Origin of the sequence: Novosphingobium hassiacum (genome assembly GCF_014196055.1) — a bacterium.
GTDB classification, from domain to species: Bacteria; Pseudomonadota; Alphaproteobacteria; order Sphingomonadales; family Sphingomonadaceae; genus Novosphingobium; species Novosphingobium hassiacum.
On record NZ_JACICY010000004.1, the window covers coordinates 240,817 to 257,254 of the forward strand.

Consider the following 16,438-nt stretch of genomic DNA (forward strand, 5'->3'; position numbering starts at 1 on the left):
TTGCGCACATGACGTGCGCGGAGGAGCGACCATGATCAGCCAAGATTACCTGGATAGCAGCCGTGTCGTACGCGGACTGAAGAATGGCCCATTGGGTCAGCATTTCGATTTGTATGTCGAGCGTCATCGGCAGGCTGGCTACAGCCACGTGATCACGCAGCGCTTTCTGAGTCTGGTGCAGGACTTCGGTCACTGGCTCAGGGCGACGGGCAAAGGCGTAGAAGAGATCGAGGAAGCTCTCGTCCGAGCCTATCTCACCGAGCGGGCGCGGCATCGACCGACCCGCCAGTCCGATGCTCAGGCCTTGCGCCGGCTATTGACGATGCTGCGCGAAGCCAACGTTATTCCCCCGCGACAGCTTCTGCGACTTGATCCGCGTGAGCTGATTGCCGAAGCCTATCGCGCCTATCTGGTCCATAAGCGCGGGCTCGTGGCCACATCGGTCGCGAGCCATGTCTGGTTTCTGCTTCGTTTCCTGGATGACATAGGTATCAGGACCAATGCTGATCTCGGGCGCCTCACTGCGCGTCGGATCGCGCGGTATGTCGAGAAGCACGCCCATGATCACGGCCCGACGACAGCGCGCATCATGTGCTCGCGGTTGCGGGTATTTCTGCGCTATCTCAACGGCGAAGGTCTGATTGACGCCGATTTGACGACAGCCATCCCATCGATCCGCCGCATACGCAGCAGCCAGCTTCCAAGCTTCATGCCACTCGAGGAGGTCCAGCGGATCCTTGATCGTTGTGACAAAAGCACCGCGCTTGGAAGACGTGATTATGCGATCCTCATGCTGCTTGCCCGCCTGGGATTGCGCGCCCGCGAAGTGGCCATGCTCAGTCTCGATGATTTCGACTGGCATACCGGGCAGTTCACGGTTCGAGGCAAAGGACGCAAGACAGCCATCATGCCGTTGCCACCCGATGTCGGGGAGGCGATTGCGGCATACCTCAACGACGGCCGCCCTCGTTCGGATACACGACGACTGTTCCTGATTTCCGTCGCGCCCTTTACCGGGTTCAAGGGGGCGCCCGGCGTCCAGACAGTTGCGCGATCAGCCATCAGACGCGCCGGGATCACGGGCATTGCACACCGTGGCTCCCATGCGTTTCGGCACAGCCTTGCGACCGGCCTTTTGCGTTCGGGCGCAACATTGACGGAGATCGGCCAGCTCCTTCGCCATGAGCAGCAGGATACGACCCGCATCTATGCAAAGGTGGATTTGGACAGCCTGCGCGCCTTGGGCTCGGCATGGCCGGGAGAACAGGCATGAGCGCGCTTCGGAGGGCGCTGGAGCGCTACCTGCGCATGCGGCGCGGGTTTGGTTATCGCTACTCCGCAGAGGAGCGGCTTCTGGGCAATTTCGTCGCGTTCATGGAGGCGGAACAGGCCTGCGTCATCACGCGCAAATTGACCCTTACGTGGGCCATGCAGGCTCGTCGTACGTCCTGGCCCCAGCGCCTATCCGCAGTACGCGGGTTCGCCAGGCATCTGTCCAACTTCGAGCTCAGTACTGAGACGCCACCCGCTGGTATTTTTCCGTCCCCCAAGCGGGGCCGCCCCTACATCTATACCGACGATGAGATCGCGCGGTTGCTGAAGGGAACGCTCAACTGGGGGCTGGCGAAGGGCGTGAACCGGCTGACGTACCATTGTCTGTTCGCTTTGCTTGCAGCGACAGGCATGCGCCTTGGCGAAGCAATCAGTCTTAGACGCAGTGATGTCGATCTCGACGCCGGCGTGCTGACGTTGCGTGAGACCAAGGGCGGCAGGCATCGGCTCGTCCCTCTGCATGCTACATCGACACAGGCGCTCGTCGATTATGCAGCCGAACGCGACAGCAATCCTGCATGTCGCCGAAGCCCATGGTTCTTCGTGCTCCGCCGCGGCCAACAGCTGCGACCTCAATACCCGGAACGCATCTTCGTCGGAGTGCTGCGCCGGATCGGCTTGCGCAATCCAGAACTCCACACGCGCGGACCACGCATCCACGATCTCCGTCACACCTTTGCGGTCCGGACCATCGTGGGCTGGTACCGTGACGGCGCTGACGTAGAACAACTTCTGCCGACGCTTTCAACTTACCTTGGTCACAGCAAGACCCGCGATACCTATTGGTACCTGTCGGCCTGCCCCGAGCTCATGGAGCAGGCCGTCGGGAGGCTGGAAGCGCGTTGGGAGGCGTTGTCATGACCAACGTCACGATCCTGCCGTCACTCATCGAGCGGTTTTTCATGCAGCGCCTGATCCAGCAGCGCAACGTCAGTCCCCATACCGTTGCATCCTATCGCGACACATTCCGGCTACTGCTTGCCTTTGCTCAGGCAAAATTGGGCAAGCAGCCATCCCGGCTCGATCTGATCGATCTGGATGCCGCGTTCATTGGGGCTTTCCTTGACGATCTCGAGGCTAACCGGTCGATCGGGATCAAGACCCGCAACTTGCGTCTTACAGCGATCCGCGCCTTCTTTCGCTTCGTGGCGTTCGAAGAGCCCGCCTACAGCGGGCAGATCCAGCGCGTTCTCGCCATCCCCGGCAAGCTTCATGACAAGCGCGAGGTACATTTCCTCGAACGCAGCGAGATCGACGCGATCCTGGCGGCACCGGACCGCAGCACGTGGATTGGCAGGCGCGATTACATGCTGCTTCTGCTGGCCGTGCAGACCGGTCTTCGGGTGTCGGAGATCGTGCAGCTTGAGTGCGACGCCGTATTCCTCGGCGTTGGCCCTCATGTCCGTTGCCTTGGCAAGGGCCGGAAGGAGCGATGTACCCCGTTGACCAAACAGGCGCGCAGTGCCCTTCAGGTCTGGCTGATGGAGGCGGGCATTCGCGGCTCAACGCGGTTGTTTCCCAACATCCACGGCGGCCCGCTAAGCTGTGACGCCGTACAGCGGTTGCTGGCTCGCCATGTCGCGACAGCACGAGAACACTGTCCATCGCTTCGGCACAAGAATGTCACTCCACATGTCCTGCGTCATAGCGCCGCCATGGAGCTGCTTCAGGCTGGCGTCGATTGTTCGGTGATCGCGCTCTGGCTCGGCCACGCATCGATCAAGACGACGCAGGTCTACCTCCATGCTCACCTCGCCTTGAAGGAAGCGGCGTTGGCGAAGATAGAGCCCTTCAACGGCCAAAAGACCGGACGCTTCAAACCTGCGGATAAGCTGCTCGCTTTTCTCGACGCGCTGTAGCCGGGATCAGGAAGCGACCGCCTGCTGCAGGCTATCGATCCATGCTCGCGACACGCTCTCCACCGTGTCGCGTAGCTTGCAGACGGCTGTCCGGATTGCATGCAAATCGTCGATGCCGATCTCATAGCTGGCAGAATACCGTGCTTCGACATAAGCGCGCTTTGCGAGTTCGAACCGCCGCCGGTCGAGCTTGGTCGCTCGCGGCCAGCAGTCGATCAGCGCCGGCTCCTTGTCCTCGGCCAGAGAGCGCAGAAACTTCAGGTTGTGGGAGCGCGGGACGTATTGGCTGCGGACCAGAAGGTAGCAGATGTAGGCCCGTTCTGCCGCCTGATGAAGCGTGAAGGCCGCAAGGTTCGCATTGCCTCGTTCGCGATATAGTTCGGCACCGGCGAGGAGATCTTCGATGCTGGGATGCCATTGCGCCAAATAATTCGTCGCCATTTCATAGGCATCAACAGCCGTCAGCGGCTGTGGTGTAGCGAGAGTTGTGCCGGGCAGCTCATAGAGGGCGATCCCGTCGCGCGCGATGTCGACCCAGAAGTATTCGCCACGTGTAAGGCCCTGATTCACCTCGTCCAGCGTGTGGACAATGATGTTCACCGGGCGGGCGATGGCCGGATCACGCATGATCCGGTCCTCGGCGACGTACCAGTATTCTGCGATGTCGGTCAGGTCAGGATGGCTGACGATGATCAGCAGATCGTAATCCGATTGGTAGCCGTTGTCCGGCTCATCCACCCAATCCCCACGGGAGTAACTGCCGAACAGGACAATCTTCTGGATCTTGCCGTTTTTCTTCCACGGTTGCGTGGCGCGCGAAATCGCAACGGTAAACTCGTCCATCAGGATCTGCGTCACCCGCTCCAGCTCCTGCTGCTGGATCGGTGGCAGGTGGTCGACGTCTTTCCTCACCCCAAGAGTCTCGCTTGCCCGCGCATTAGACGCAAGCTTTGGTTGCGAAAATGAGCGGTATAGCGGACACGAAATTCGCACCTTACCGGCAATTGGACGTGGCGCGAGACCGCGAAACTATGCCGCGCCCATTGCGCGCATGTTGTTGGAGAACCGCCGATCCCTGCGCCAGCTCGACATAGTCCGCCGGTCGGCATAAACGCCACACGTCCACAACCTCGGTTTTCTGCGAACACAGGCAGAACGGCTCGATCGTCGTCTGGCCCACGTTTGGCCGAACGAAGATCGCAAGCAGCGAGCCCTGTTCGAGAAGTTGAAAGAGGCCTACGTCAAGGCGCGCTACTCGAAGCATTACACGATCAGCGCTGAGGAGCTTGCGTGGCTCGCAGAGCAGATTGAGGAATTGGGAAGAGTCGTCCACGCCGTTTGTTCCGAGCGGATTGCAGCGCTGGAGCAGGACGTTGCCGCGGCACACAGCGCGGCACCTTAGTCGTCGATCACGGGTACGTTCTGCACTAACTCCCAATCTTTCAGGACACCTTGTCTGTGTGATTGGCCGCTACTTGCGCAGTGCTGCGTGCTGGCGACTTCTGGATTTGCGGTTTGGTGCCGAAGCAATGCGCCGCTGTTCACCATCGGTTGGCCTCGACCAGCGCGACAAGGACGTCGGCGAGTGCGTCTTCGACCTGGAGTAGACTTACACCCAATTGTTCCGCCGCCGCAGTGCTGGACAGGCCCTCGAAGCGTATGAGCCGGAAGACGGTCTGATGAAACGTGGGCAGTGAATTCAGCGCGATACGCATGGCGTGCAGGCGACGGCGCCGGCGCAAATGCCCAACGAGGAGCAACCGGTCGAGGAACTGGCTGAGATCAAATGGGAACATGAGCGTTTTCCGGCCGACACGGACTCTTGCCCGAATGGCGAGGGCGGCGGCAGGATGCCCACGCCCGCCCTGCAGGTGCGCATTGCACCCGCAGGGCCGAAGCAGAGCGGAGGACCCGGCACAGCCGGGTTGCACTGTGCGCCGGGGCGGGCACCGGAGCATCTACGGCGCCTCTGCCAGGAGATGAGTGTGCGGTGTGCGGGTCCGTTGTTTCATGGCAGGCATTTGGGACGGACTGACGCCCCGCAGCGACGCGGCCGGTGCCAAGGCTAGAAATGCCCAATCGCGAGAAATCCAGTTCGCAGATCCCGAGCAATAGTTCCTCTCATGACATCAGCGTTCACCTATTGGGGACGGCACGGCCGTCGGGCTCGGCGTCTGGCGTTGATCCCCATCGCCAGGCCAGGAGTTTTGAAAAGTCCATCCCCACTTCTGGGGAGCCCCCTCCCCAGCCCTGGGAATAGTCGGCTTGTCGGTAATCATCGATCTTCGGCTCTTGTTTCGGAGTGCGGCAAATGGATGCGATGGGCCAATGGGACTATGCGGACTACGCCCAGGAATTCCTGCGTCGCGATCCGCAATACCAAGCGGCGTATCGCATGCTTTCTCCCCACAGCCTGTCGCTCGAACATGAGGAGATGGCCCGGCAATGGGGCCTTGCCTTTCCCGTTCGATCCAACGCGCGGTACCGACGAACAGCCCGCATCCTGGTTGCCCGAAACACATCCCGGAACTGTCGTGCTAGGTCCCGCGCTTACGGGGCAGCAAGGAATAGACGCGCGCCAGCTTGTGACTGCGCATGGTTTGATGGCGGACCACGCATGCGAGACCATGCGACATCTGGCGCTGCAGTCGCCTCTTGGAACCGTCCGTGTCACAATGCCGTGCGATGCGAGCATGACCAGCCTCGCGGCCATCATCCCGATCGATTGCCATCTCGCACTGCGATATCGCGCAGTGACCCGGCTAAAAGCGCATGTGGATGGTGTCGCGCCTTCACCGAACATTGGCGCAGACACCCCCAGTTCGTACCAACGCTACCGGCTCGATCTGCTCCTGCGCATTCTCGATATCATGGCGGTGCCCGGTACCAGTGCACGCGATGTGGCCATGCAGGCAATTTATCAGGGGCAGGATTTTGGCCGGTCGGCCGAATGGAAAGGCTCTTCAGAGCGGCGCCATACGTTTCGGCTGATCCGCGAGGCGCGGGCGATGATGACTACCGGGTATCGGGCCTTACTGGCAAGTCCGCCCTGATCTCCATCTGCCGCCAACACATCTGTGACCGGGAGGCTATTCGCGATGGGTCGATCGGCGCGTGCGGGCATAGCTACGGTCAGTGGCAATAAACCGTTCGATCATCGGCGGAATGAGCCGCTCAGGCGGCGGCGCGCCATTGGGATCACCTTCGTTCAACGCAGTGGCATAGGCGATCAACTCCCGGTGCAGTCGCGCCGAAACGTCGACGTTCAGTTTTACAGGCTTTTCATCGGCCAAGTCGGTAAGCTTGAGCCGCGTCATTGTCCGTCTCCAAGCACGAGATCGCGGGTCACCAGCACACGAACCAGGGATCCGGGCCGAATCGTGAGCGTGGGCAGCACATTGAGTTCGCGGCTCACGACCTGTTCGCCTGCGCGATTGACGCTGTCCTGCGTGCCTCGCCTGATAGACCGCGAGAGGTCGCTGTCATTGCCCGCCCCAAGCTCCGAGCCGACACCCAGGAGTGTGGACACAAGGGCCGCCTTGAGGACACCGCCCAAGTGATAATCCGTGCGATCCTGCAGACCGGCAAAGCCGCGCGGGTCCGCCCCCGGTTGCCGTTCAAGCACGATCGAGCGCCCGTCGGGCAGGATCAGCCGGTTCCAGGCCAGCAGCACCCGGCTCTGACCGAGCGAGACATCAGCATCATAGTCGCCGATCAGCCGCGACCCTTGCGGGATCAGCAGAATGCGCCCGGTCGGGCTGTCATAAACATTCTGGGTGACCTGCGCGGTCACCAGCCCCGGCAGATCCGAGCGGATCCCGGTGATCAATGCCGCCGGAATAACTGATCCCGCCTGCAATATCGCCGGCGATGCGAGTCCTCGCAAACGTTCAGCCGAAACAGTCCGGCGATCGCTGGTGCGCTCGAGAAAGGCCTGCTTGCGGCCCGCTTCGTCTTGGGGGGCAGCGACAGGCTGTTCGAGATCTCCGGCAACAGGCGCAAGCGCACTAGCCGAGCCGCTGCTGTTCGCAGTGGTGCCCCCACCAAAGAACAGGCGGCTCGCGCGCGCAGATTCGCGCTCCTGTTCCGCACGTTGGCGCGCCACATCGGCGGCTGTTGCCGCAGTGTTGGGTGCCCCGGTCGCCACACCCGCTGGCGGCAAGGCGGCCATGTCACCGCGCTGCTGGGCGTCGAGGATCGGTTTGCCGAGATCGCCGGGTAGCGGCGGACCGAGCTTGGGCACCGACTCGTAGTCCTTCGGCGCGCCGGCAAGGTTGTCCGCGACGGTTACGCCATCGGTGTTGTAGAGTTCGTCTGCGTCCTTGTGCCCCTGGGGCTGCAGCGCGTAGATAAGCGCACCTCCGACAATCGCGCACCCGCAAGCCGAAGCAATGCCAATCGCCTTGCGCGACAGACGCATGACGCGCGGCGGATCCCCACGAAGTTTGACAGTGGCTTCAGGGTCCATCACCGAGTCGCCTTCGGCCGGGGGTTGGATCTGGGGCTGAGGCTGGTCAGTCATGCCCGCACCCGTTTGTTGGCCGTGATACGGACGACCTTCTGCCCCTTGCGCCCGCCGATCCGCAGTTCGGCCTGGGCGAACAGGCGATCGACGATCATGTAGCGACCGGAGACGCGGTAGTTGACCAGTTCGGCATCGCCGCCCGTTCCGATCACGAACAGCGGCGGAAGCTCGCCTTGCGCGGTGCTTTCGGGAAATTCGATGTACACGCGGGTACCGTCATCGAAGGCGCGGAGCGGACGCCACTCGGCCTTGTCGCCGTCGATCGCATAGCGGAAGTTAAGCAGCGAGAGGTCCATGGCTGCCGCGACCGGGGCGGTGCGGTCTGCTTCGGTACGCGCTTGGCGCAAAGCGATCAGCTCATCCTGCGGATAGGTCCAGGAGACAGACGCCATGTAGACCGACGGATTGGCGCGCAATTCGACATGGTAGGTGCGCCGGTCGGTGTTGATCACAAGATTGGTCGTGATGTCGGGCCGAATCGGTTTGACCAGGATATGGACCCGCGCATTGGTGCCAGCCCCGCTCACCGTGTCGCCGATCATCCAGCGCACTGTATCGCCCGACGCGACGGGCCCCGAGCCGACAAGCTGCTCGCCCTCCTGCAGCGCAATGTCGGTCACTTGACCGGGCTTGGCATACACCTGGTAAAGCGCGCCTTCGGTGTAGGGAAAGACCTGCATCGCGTTGAGGAACCCGGCGCGCTCGGGCTGGACCCGAGCCGCCTCCATCGCCGCTCCCACCCTGTCCTGCAGAGTGGGGTTACTCCCGGACGGATGGGAGCGGCCCGCGGCGTGGGGTGGGAGGCGCCGCGGAAGTGATTGGAGCTGACCGGGAAGCGGGAGTGGCACAGGGATGGCCACGATCACGCCCGGCGAAGGAGGTGCCTGCGACACCGCATTGGACAGTGCAGGCGCGGCAGGCTGATGCTCCTGAGCCTGCGCAGGGTAAGCCACCACCGTGCTGGCTGCGAGCATTGTGGCGGCGATGCGGCGGCATGCCGCGACCAGAGTGCTGATCATGATCCGAGTTCCTTCGACCAGTTGATGGCGTTGACGAAGATGCCGAGCGGGTTCTTGCGGACGGCATCGGGGGTGCGGGGGACCTGGACGACGATGGTCAGAATCGCGGTCCAGCGGCTTGTCTCGGCAAGACTTCCGTCGCGGTAGCGGCGCTCGACCCAAGCGACGCGGAAGCTCGTCGGCGAGGCGCGGATCACGCTGGTCACGTCCACCCCGACCTGTTCGCGCCCAATCAGGGCGAAAGGGTCGTTGGTCCGGGCATAGTCGTTGAGCGCAAGCGCACCCTTGTCGGTGGCGAAGTCGTAGGCGCGCAGCCAGTTCTGGCGGACGATGATCGGGTCGTGGGGGATGGCCCGGACTTGCTCGATGAACCGTGCCAGATGGAATGCGACCTGCGGATCGGAAGGCAGGTAACCGACATCGGCAGGGGCTATGGCCTGCGCTTCACCGAGCTTGTCGACCTGAACCACCCAGGGAATGATCGACCCGCGTGCACCTTGCCAGATGATCCCGGCAGTGAGGCAGGTCGAGAGGCCAAGCGCACCGAAGAAGGCGAGCCGCCAGCTGCGCGCCTGGACGCGGGCCGATCCGATGCGGTCATCCCAGACTTGCGCCGCCCGCTGGTAAGGCGTTTCAGGTTCGGGGGTCTTGCCGTAGCGGATCGAGGGTCGTCGAAACATGGGTCAGTCCTTTTCCGAAGTGTCGATGGAAGCGCCGCCGCCATGGCTGTCGCCGGCTTTGAGTGTGTGCGCAGCCACACCCAGGCTGTGAGTCACGGTCTGCCGGTCCTTCATCGCCTTCGCCCAGCTGGGCTGACCCTGATCGCCTTCGGCAGGTGCGGCGGGCGGCGTGTTGGGGCCGGGTGTGCCCGAAGGCGAGATATCGCCGCCGGTGTTGGTGATCGCAGCGCGGCCCCCATCGCGAAACGACTGGCGCATGGAGTCGCTAGCCTTACGCAGCGGCGAGGTGGCGGCACCGACAGCGGCGTCGCCGACAGCAGCCATGCCCGAGCCCACCGCATCGCCTCCGGTTTTGCCGGCAGAGCCGAGTGCATAGGCCATGGTCGCACCGCCCGCCGCGCGCGAGGTGCCGTGGGCAACATTGGACGCGGCGCTCGCGACTGCGCCGCCTGCCATCCGTCCACCTGCCACCGCGCCAGCTGCGGCTCCGCCTGCAAGCAATGCGGTGCCAGCTGCAGCGCCTGCGCCAAGCTGTGGTCCGCCCGAGACGATGCCATTGGCGATGCCGGGGCCAAACACGCCGAGGCCAAGCAGGGCGAGGCTGGCAAGCACAAGCGACAGCGCGTCCTCGATTGTAGGCTCTGCACCGATCGCGCTGGTGAACTCGGTGAAGATGGTCGAGCCGATGCCGACGATTACCGCGAGGACCAGGACCTTGATGCCCGACGAGATCACGTTGCCAAGCACACGTTCGGCCATGAAGGCGGTCTTGCCGAACAGTCCGAAAGGGATCAGCACGAAGCCGCACAGCGTGGTCAGCTTGAACTCGATCAGCGTGATGAACAGCTGGATCGCGAGGACGAAGAAGGCGATGATGACGATCGCCCAGGCGACCAGCAGGATAACGATCTGGACAAAGTTCTCGAAGAAGCTGACGTAGCCCATCAGACCCGAGATCGAGTCCAGCAGCGGACGGGCGGCATCGAGCCCAACTTGTGCGACACGGCCGGGCTGGAGCAGTTCCGTCGCTGTGAACCCCGTGCCGCTGGCCTTTAGACCGAGACCGGCAAAGCTCTCAAAGACGATGCGGGCAAGGTTATTCCAGTTGCCGATGATGTAGGCGAAAATGCCGACGAAAAGTGTCTTCTTGACGAGGCGCGCGATCACGTCGTCAGCCTCGCCCCAGGACCAGAAAAGGGCGGCCAGGGTCACGTCGATGACAATCAGCGTGGTCGCAATGAACGCGACCTCGCCGTGGAGCAGGCCAAAGCCGCTGTCGATGTAGCGCGAGAAGATGTCGAGGAAGCGGTCGATGACGCCGGTGCCACCCATGTCATTGGCCCTTTGCTGGTTTAGTATCCGCAGGCACCACAATAGGTACGCTCTCCGTCGTGACCGGACTGCTGGCCTCGCCTTTGATGCCAAGGAAGCGCCGCCGCTTCTCTGACCAGGCTGCGCGGCAGGCTGGAACGTCCAGCGCCTCTTCGCCCATCGCGGCGCACTCACGCAGCATTGCTGCGAGCGGGTCGCCTTCGCTGTCGATGACGGTTTCGATTTCGGGCACTGTCCGGGCTGGCTCTTCGCGCAGCTGAAGTGCGGTCATGGTCAAAGCGATGGCCACGAAGGCACCGGCTCCGATCCGCGCGAAGAGCTTGGTGTCCATCGCTTCAGTTCCGGAACATCTGGACCGAAGTGGTGACGTAGCCACGCCCGGGAGCGAGAAACCGGCGCAGCTGCTCGCGTGCCTGGGCCTTGGCGGCAGCACTGTTCGCGGCATCGAGTGTCTGGGCGCGCCCCATCGCAGTCACGCTGGCGATCAGATCGGTGAGTTGTTGCGACTGGACCGCGAGGAGCTGATTGCCGGCTTGGGCGGCCTGCAGTGCGCCGCTCGCCGACTGGCTGGCGGTCACAAGGTCGGTCACCGCGTTTCGCGTGTCCTCGATGTTGGCGACCGCGCCGGCCTGGACCTTGAGTGCGTCCTCGAACGCCGCCACGCTGTTCTGCCAGCGGCCTTCCGCGCCATCGACCATGGTTCGCTGCGATGCGGTCAGGTCCATCGACCTGTACTGACGCGCGAACTCAGTCTGGATTTGCTGGACATTGTAGGCCATCCGCTTGGCCTGCCCGAGCAGCGCTTGCGTCTGCTGGATCTGCTGCTGGAGCGGTGCCAGCACGCTGGTCGGCAGAGTGGCGAGATTGCGCGCTTCGTTGATCAGCGAGGTCGCCTGGTTCTGCAATGCACGGATCTGGTTGTTGATCTGCTCGAGTGAGCGCGCTGCGGTCAGCACGTTCTGCGCGTAGTTCGAGGGATCGTAGACAATGCCGCCGAACTGGGCATAAGCCGGTGTGGGCACGAGCACCGTCGCGGTCAGCGAGAGGATAGCCGCCCCGGCCGCCAGCACATGGCGAAGCCCGGTTCTCTTTATATGAGGCGATTTCATGGGCACTACTCCTGGGGTTGGCCCGAGGGGGATTTGGGGCTTCGGGCTGGGGGAACAGGTTGCGGTGCGGGCAGCATGTCGGCGGCCCAGGCTAGACCACGACGCCGCAGCCACTGGCGCGCGAAGTCGTCAACTCCGTGCGCCTGCGTCAGTTCGCCGATCGTCAGCTGGTCGGTCTTCGACGACGTGGCGGTAAACGCGAGTGCGACCTCGCCCAGCCCCAGTTCGAACAGCCGGTTGCCGCGTGCGGACTGGCAGTAGTAGTCGCGCTTCGGTGTCGCACGGGCCAAGATCTCAATCTGGCGGTCGTTGAGGCCGAAGCGGCGATAGATGCTCAATATCTGCGGTTCGACCGCGCGCTCGTTGGGCAGGAAGATGCGGGTCGGGCAGCTTTCGATGATGGCGGGCGCGATCGCGCTGGATTCGACGTCGGCGAGGCTCTGGGTCGCAAACACCACGCTCGCGTTCTTCTTGCGCAGCGTCTTGAGCCATTCGCGCAGCTGTGCGGCAAACGCCGGGCTGTCGAGCACCAGCCAGCCCTCGTCGATGATGATCATCGTCGGCGAGCCGTCGAGCCGCCCCTCGATCCGGTGGAACAGGTAGGAAAGCACTGCGGGCGCTGCAGCCGATCCGGTCAGGCCTTCGGTCTCGAAAGCCTGAAAGCTGTCCACGCCCAGATGCTCGACCTCCGCATCGAGCAGTCGTCCGAACGGCCCGCCGATGCAGTAAGGGGCCAGGGCCTGCTTGAGTGCCTGCGACTGGAGCAGTACGGCCAAGCCGGTCAGCGTTCGTTCGGCAACCGGTGCCGTGCTCAGAGATGTAAGCGCAGACCAGAGATGCTCCTTGGTCACCGGATCGATGGTGACACCTTCAGAAGCGAGAATGGCCTGCAACCACTCGGCCGCCCAATTGCGCTCCGCAGCTTCGTTGATGCGCGCCAGCGGCTGCAACTGCACTGCGCCAGCGCTGTCTTCGGAAAGACTTGATCCCAGATCCTGCCAGTCACCACCGCAGGCCAAAGCAGCAGCGCGGATCGAGCCCCCGAAATCAAACGCGAAAACCTGAGCTTGGCTGTAGCGCCGGAACTGCATGGCCATCAGCGCGAGCAGGACCGACTTGCCCGCACCCGTGGGGCCGACGATCAGGGTATGGCCGACATCGCCGACATGGAGTGAGAACCGGAACGGAGTCGAGCCTTCGGTTCGCGCATAGAACAACGGCGGTGCGCGGAAGTGCTCGTCCCGTTCCGGCCCGGCCCACACGGCTGATAGGGGGATCATGTGGGCAAGGTTGAGCGTGGAAATCGGCGGCTGCCGGACGTTGGCGTAGACATGGCCGGGGAGCGATCCGAGCCAGGCCTCGACCGCGTTCATACCCTCGACAATCGCCGTGAAATCGCGGCCCTGGATGACCTTTTCGACCAGACGCAGTTTCTCAGCCGCCAGAGCGGGGTCTTCGTCCCAGACGGTGACCGTGGCGGTGACATAGGCCTGGCCGACATGGTCGGCGCCAAGCTCCTGCAGCGCTGCATCGGCATCGGCAGCCTTGTTCGAGGCATCGCTGTCGAGCAGTGTCGATGCCTCGTTGGTCATGACCTCCTTGAGGATCGCGGCGACCGACTTGCGCTTGGCGAACCATTGGCGGCGGATCTTCGCGGTCAGCTTGGTCGCATCGGTCTTGTCGAGCATGATCGCGCGGGTCGACCAACGGTAGGAAAAAGCGAGCCGGTTAAGCTCGTCAAGCAGGCCCGGGAAGGTCGCGCTGGGAAAGCCGTTTACCGTCACCGTGCGCAGATGCGCGCGACCCAGGCGCGGTTCGAGTCCGCCGGTGAGCGGCTCGTCGGCCAGCAGCGCGTCGAGGTGCATCGGGATTTCGGGAACGCGAACTTGGGTAAGCCGCGTCGAGATGCAACTGTGCAGATAGGTCAGCGTCTCGGCGTCATCGAGCCAGGCGACTTCGGGTACGAAACCTTCGATCAGGCGCAACAGCCGCTCGGTGCGATCGATGAAGAGATCGAGCAGCTCCTTGGGATTGATGCCCTTTTCAACCTTGCCCTCGTAAAGCCAGCTCTCGGCGCGCGCGGCGTCCTCGGCAGGCGGCATCCACAACAGCGTCAGGAAATAGCCGCTCTCGAAATGCGCGCCTTCCTCGGCGAACTGCGCGGCGCGTTCGCGCTCGACCAGTTCTGAGGCCGGATCCGGGAAGGTGCTGTCGGGATAGTCCTGTGCGGGGCGGCGCACCGCCTCGACGAAGATCGCCCAGCCCGACCCCAACCGACGCAGTGCACTGTTGAGCCGGGCCGTCGTTCCGATCAGCTCGGCAGGCGTCGCACTGTCGAGATCAGGACCACGAAAGCGGGCCGAGCGCTGGAAGCTGCCGTCCTTGTTGAGCACCACGCCGGGCGCGACCAGCGCCGCCCAAGGCAGGAAGTCCGCAAGCCGCTCAGCCTTGTTCCTGTATTCGCGAAGCGAGAGCATTGGCTCAGACCCTCAGATAAGTGGGAAAACGTAAGTGCCGCCGCGCGACATCGACGAACTGGGGATCGCGCCGCGCCGCCCAGACCGAAACCATGTGGCCGAGCGCGAAGATCACCAGGCCCGCGATCCAGAGGCGGAGACCGAGGCCGATCGCCCCTGCCAGCGTGGCGTTCGCAATCGCGAGGCCGCGTGGCGCACCGCCGAGCAGGATGTGCTCGGTCAGCGCGCGGTGAACGGGAACGACAAATCCGTCGGGCAATCCAGGCGGCGTGGTGTCCATCAGACCAGCGCTCCGCCGCCGAACGAGAAGAACGACAGGAAGAAGGACGAGGCGGCAAAGGCGATCGACAGGCCGAACACGATCTGGATCAGCTTTCGGAAACCCCCAGACGTATCGCCGAAGGCAAGCGCCAGCCCGGTCGAGATGATGATGATCACCGCGATGATCTTGGCCACCGGCCCCTGAATGGATTCGAGGATCGACTGAAGCGGGGCCTCCCATGGCATCGATGATCCGGCGGCATGGGCTGGCGTGGCGACCGCAAGCATCACAAGGCTGCCAAGCACGGCTGCGGACATCCGGGTGCGGGCACGGGAAAAGGTATGGATCACGAACGGTCTCCTCGGGGATGGGGGTTTATGGGAAGAATGCGGTAGTCGCCGTGCTCATCGAGCCCGGTGACTTGGGCGAGTTCGGCGAGCCGCCGCCCGGTGCCGTCACGGACAAGTACGGCGATGACGTCGATTGTCTCGGCAATCAGCGCGCGCGGCACGGTGACCACGCTTTCCTGGATGAGTTGCTCCATGCGCCGCAGCGTGCCGAGCGCGGATCCGGCATGGATGGTGCCGATCCCACCTGGGTGACCGGTGCCCCAGGCCTTGAGCAGATCGAGGGCTTCGGCACCGCGCACCTCACCGATGGGAATGCGGTCTGGCCGCAGCCGTAGGGCCGAGCGAACCAGGTCGGAGAGGGTTGCAACGCCGTCCTTGGTACGAAGCGATACGAGGTTGGGCGCGGCGCATTGCAGTTCGCGGGTGTCTTCGATCAGGACCACGCGGTCAGCGGTCTTGGCGACCTCGGCAAGCAGTGCGTTGGTAAGGGTCGTCTTGCCGGTCGATGTCCCGCCGGCGACGAGGATGTTTTTCTTGTCCGCAACCGCATGGCAAAGTGCATCGGCCTGCCATCGGCACATGATCTGCGCCGTGACATAGTCGCTGAGCGTGAACACTGCGACGGCAGGCTTTCGGATCGCGAAGCTCGGTGCGGCCACGACAGGTGGCAGCAGCCCCTCAAACCGCTCCCCAGTATCGGGAAGCTCCGCCGATATTCGCGGCGAGTTGCCATGAACTTCGGCCCCGACATGGTGCGCAACTAGCCGGATGATCCGCTCGCCATCGGCAGCGGACATCCCGCTCCCCGTATCGGCGATTCCGGCTCCCAGCCGGTCGATCCAGAGTCGTCCGTCGGGATTGAGCATGACTTCGATTACAGAGGCGTCCTCGAGCCAGGCCGCAATCGCCGGCCCCAGCGCAGTGCGGAGCATGCGCGCACCGCGCGACGATGCCTGCGATTGGATCGGGATGACGGTCATCGGCTGCCTCATGTGAGCAAGGCAACCGACCACCGGCTGCGCTCGCGAGGCAGATCAAAAGGGCATCAGATCAGGGGAAGGCAACAAGCAAATGCACACGGCGTAGCATGGCGAAAGTCAAGAAACTGACGGCATGGTCACATCTGGATTCGCGGACGTTCGAAACTGTCCGGAATCGGGCATCAGTTGGCGATAATCAGACATTCAGAGCGCAAATTTGATAAGCCCACTGAACGACGATCAACGGGATGCAGCCGAAGCGCTTTCACTGCACCTTGTCGATCATTCATAGCTATTTTGGAAACATGCTACTTGCGTCATTAAATGGATTTCAAGGTTGCACCCATCGAATGCTCCAGTGAACCGGCGCGATTGCCAGCGGAATCAGAGCCCGAACCGAAAGTTGTTGAGCAATACCCGCATGTTGTGATTCACACCTCTTTGCGAAGAGATGGAGTGAATGGTGACATGGACTGGTATTGCCCGGCGCGAGCATAGCCGGGAGGGACTGCG

Annotated in this window: 17 protein-coding genes and 2 pseudogenes; 6 read left to right on the plus strand and 13 right to left on the minus strand. The window is 63.0% G+C overall.

The window, feature by feature from the left end; genetic code table 11:
- Positions 1-31: 31 nt before the first annotated feature.
- Genes GGQ88_RS10585 through GGQ88_RS10595 form a run of 3 tightly spaced genes read left to right on the plus strand, consistent with a single transcriptional unit; the run spans position 32 to position 3,191 of the window.
- The gene (locus GGQ88_RS10585; protein WP_183613128.1) at positions 32-1,273 is read left to right on the plus strand and encodes a site-specific integrase; all 1,242 of its coding nucleotides are present in this window, start codon (positions 32-34) and stop codon (positions 1,271-1,273) included.
- Positions 1,270-2,193 (plus strand): tyrosine-type recombinase/integrase, encoded by a 924-nt coding sequence (locus GGQ88_RS10590; protein ID WP_183613129.1) that lies wholly within the window; start codon positions 1,270-1,272, stop codon positions 2,191-2,193. Before GGQ88_RS10585 ends, GGQ88_RS10590 begins: the two co-directional genes overlap by 4 nt.
- On the plus strand, positions 2,190-3,191 hold the full coding sequence (locus GGQ88_RS10595; RefSeq protein WP_183613130.1) for a tyrosine-type recombinase/integrase: 1,002 nt from the start codon (positions 2,190-2,192) through the stop codon (positions 3,189-3,191). The genes GGQ88_RS10590 and GGQ88_RS10595 overlap by 4 nt, the downstream gene beginning before the upstream one ends.
- Positions 3,192-3,197: 6 nt before the next feature.
- On the opposite strand, the gene GGQ88_RS10600 is transcribed toward GGQ88_RS10595, so the two are convergent.
- The gene (locus GGQ88_RS10600) at positions 3,198-4,103 is read right to left on the minus strand and encodes a HEPN domain-containing protein (RefSeq protein WP_343057171.1); all 906 of its coding nucleotides are present in this window, start codon (positions 4,101-4,103) and stop codon (positions 3,198-3,200) included.
- A 199-nt stretch (positions 4,104-4,302) separates the two neighbouring features.
- Between GGQ88_RS10600 and GGQ88_RS10605 the strand changes: the two are divergent.
- A pseudogene (locus tag GGQ88_RS10605) lies at positions 4,303-4,593 on the plus strand (HEPN domain-containing protein); the annotation flags it as partial.
- Between the two features lie 139 nt (positions 4,594-4,732).
- Here GGQ88_RS10605 and GGQ88_RS10610 read toward each other — a convergent pair.
- Positions 4,733-4,987 carry a hypothetical protein gene (locus GGQ88_RS10610; protein ID WP_183613131.1) on the minus strand — a complete coding sequence of 85 codons (255 nt, stop codon included), beginning with the start codon at positions 4,985-4,987 and terminating at the stop codon, positions 4,733-4,735.
- A gap of 524 nt (positions 4,988-5,511) precedes the next feature.
- Between GGQ88_RS10610 and GGQ88_RS21790 the strand changes: the two are divergent.
- Positions 5,512-5,643 (plus strand): annotated as a pseudogene (locus tag GGQ88_RS21790) (transcriptional regulator domain-containing protein); the annotation flags it as partial.
- A gap of 241 nt (positions 5,644-5,884) precedes the next feature.
- Positions 5,885-6,244: a DNA -binding domain-containing protein gene (locus GGQ88_RS10615; RefSeq protein WP_183613132.1), complete on the plus strand. Its 360-nt coding sequence runs from the start codon at positions 5,885-5,887 to the stop codon at positions 6,242-6,244.
- Between the two features lie 36 nt (positions 6,245-6,280).
- Here GGQ88_RS10615 and GGQ88_RS10620 read toward each other — a convergent pair whose 3' ends face one another.
- From GGQ88_RS10620 to trbB, 11 genes are read right to left on the minus strand one after another with little or no spacing between them, the layout of a single operon-like run.
- Positions 6,281-6,508, minus strand: a complete 228-nt coding sequence (locus tag GGQ88_RS10620) for a DUF2274 domain-containing protein (RefSeq protein WP_183613133.1) — start codon at positions 6,506-6,508, stop codon at positions 6,281-6,283.
- Complete coding sequence (locus GGQ88_RS10625; protein WP_183613134.1) at positions 6,505-7,713, minus strand: TraB/TrbI/VirB10 family type IV secretion system protein; 1,209 nt, start codon at positions 7,711-7,713, stop codon at positions 6,505-6,507. Before GGQ88_RS10625 ends, GGQ88_RS10620 begins: the two co-directional genes overlap by 4 nt.
- On the minus strand, positions 7,710-8,735 hold the full coding sequence (trbG, locus tag GGQ88_RS10630; RefSeq protein ID WP_183613135.1) for a P-type conjugative transfer protein TrbG: 1,026 nt from the start codon (positions 8,733-8,735) through the stop codon (positions 7,710-7,712). Before trbG ends, GGQ88_RS10625 begins: the two co-directional genes overlap by 4 nt.
- Positions 8,732-9,415 carry a conjugal transfer protein TrbF gene (gene trbF / locus GGQ88_RS10635; RefSeq protein WP_183613136.1) on the minus strand — a complete coding sequence of 228 codons (684 nt, stop codon included), beginning with the start codon at positions 9,413-9,415 and terminating at the stop codon, positions 8,732-8,734. Before trbF ends, trbG begins: the two co-directional genes overlap by 4 nt.
- A gap of 3 nt (positions 9,416-9,418) precedes the next feature.
- Complete coding sequence (gene trbL / locus GGQ88_RS10640) at positions 9,419-10,747, minus strand: P-type conjugative transfer protein TrbL (RefSeq protein ID WP_183613137.1); 1,329 nt, start codon at positions 10,745-10,747, stop codon at positions 9,419-9,421.
- A gap of 1 nt (position 10,748) precedes the next feature.
- Positions 10,749-11,078 carry a putative entry exclusion protein TrbK-alt gene (gene trbK-alt, locus GGQ88_RS10645; protein ID WP_183613138.1) on the minus strand — a complete coding sequence of 110 codons (330 nt, stop codon included), beginning with the start codon at positions 11,076-11,078 and terminating at the stop codon, positions 10,749-10,751.
- Between the two features lie 4 nt (positions 11,079-11,082).
- Positions 11,083-11,856, minus strand: coding sequence for a P-type conjugative transfer protein TrbJ (trbJ, locus tag GGQ88_RS10650; protein ID WP_183613139.1), 774 nt, complete (start codon positions 11,854-11,856; stop codon positions 11,083-11,085).
- Between the two features lie 5 nt (positions 11,857-11,861).
- Positions 11,862-14,333 carry a conjugal transfer protein TrbE gene (gene trbE / locus GGQ88_RS10655; RefSeq protein ID WP_183613140.1) on the minus strand — a complete coding sequence of 824 codons (2,472 nt, stop codon included), beginning with the start codon at positions 14,331-14,333 and terminating at the stop codon, positions 11,862-11,864.
- Between the two features lie 4 nt (positions 14,334-14,337).
- Complete coding sequence (locus tag GGQ88_RS10660) at positions 14,338-14,613, minus strand: VirB3 family type IV secretion system protein (RefSeq protein WP_183613141.1); 276 nt, start codon at positions 14,611-14,613, stop codon at positions 14,338-14,340.
- Entirely contained in the window at positions 14,613-14,945 is a 333-nt protein-coding gene (locus tag GGQ88_RS10665) for a TrbC/VirB2 family type IV secretion system protein (RefSeq protein ID WP_343057172.1), read from the minus strand. The genes GGQ88_RS10660 and GGQ88_RS10665 overlap by 1 nt, the downstream gene beginning before the upstream one ends.
- Positions 14,942-15,925 carry a P-type conjugative transfer ATPase TrbB gene (gene trbB, locus GGQ88_RS10670; RefSeq protein ID WP_183613142.1) on the minus strand — a complete coding sequence of 328 codons (984 nt, stop codon included), beginning with the start codon at positions 15,923-15,925 and terminating at the stop codon, positions 14,942-14,944. The genes GGQ88_RS10665 and trbB overlap by 4 nt, the downstream gene beginning before the upstream one ends.
- Positions 15,926-16,438: the final 513 nt, after the last annotated feature.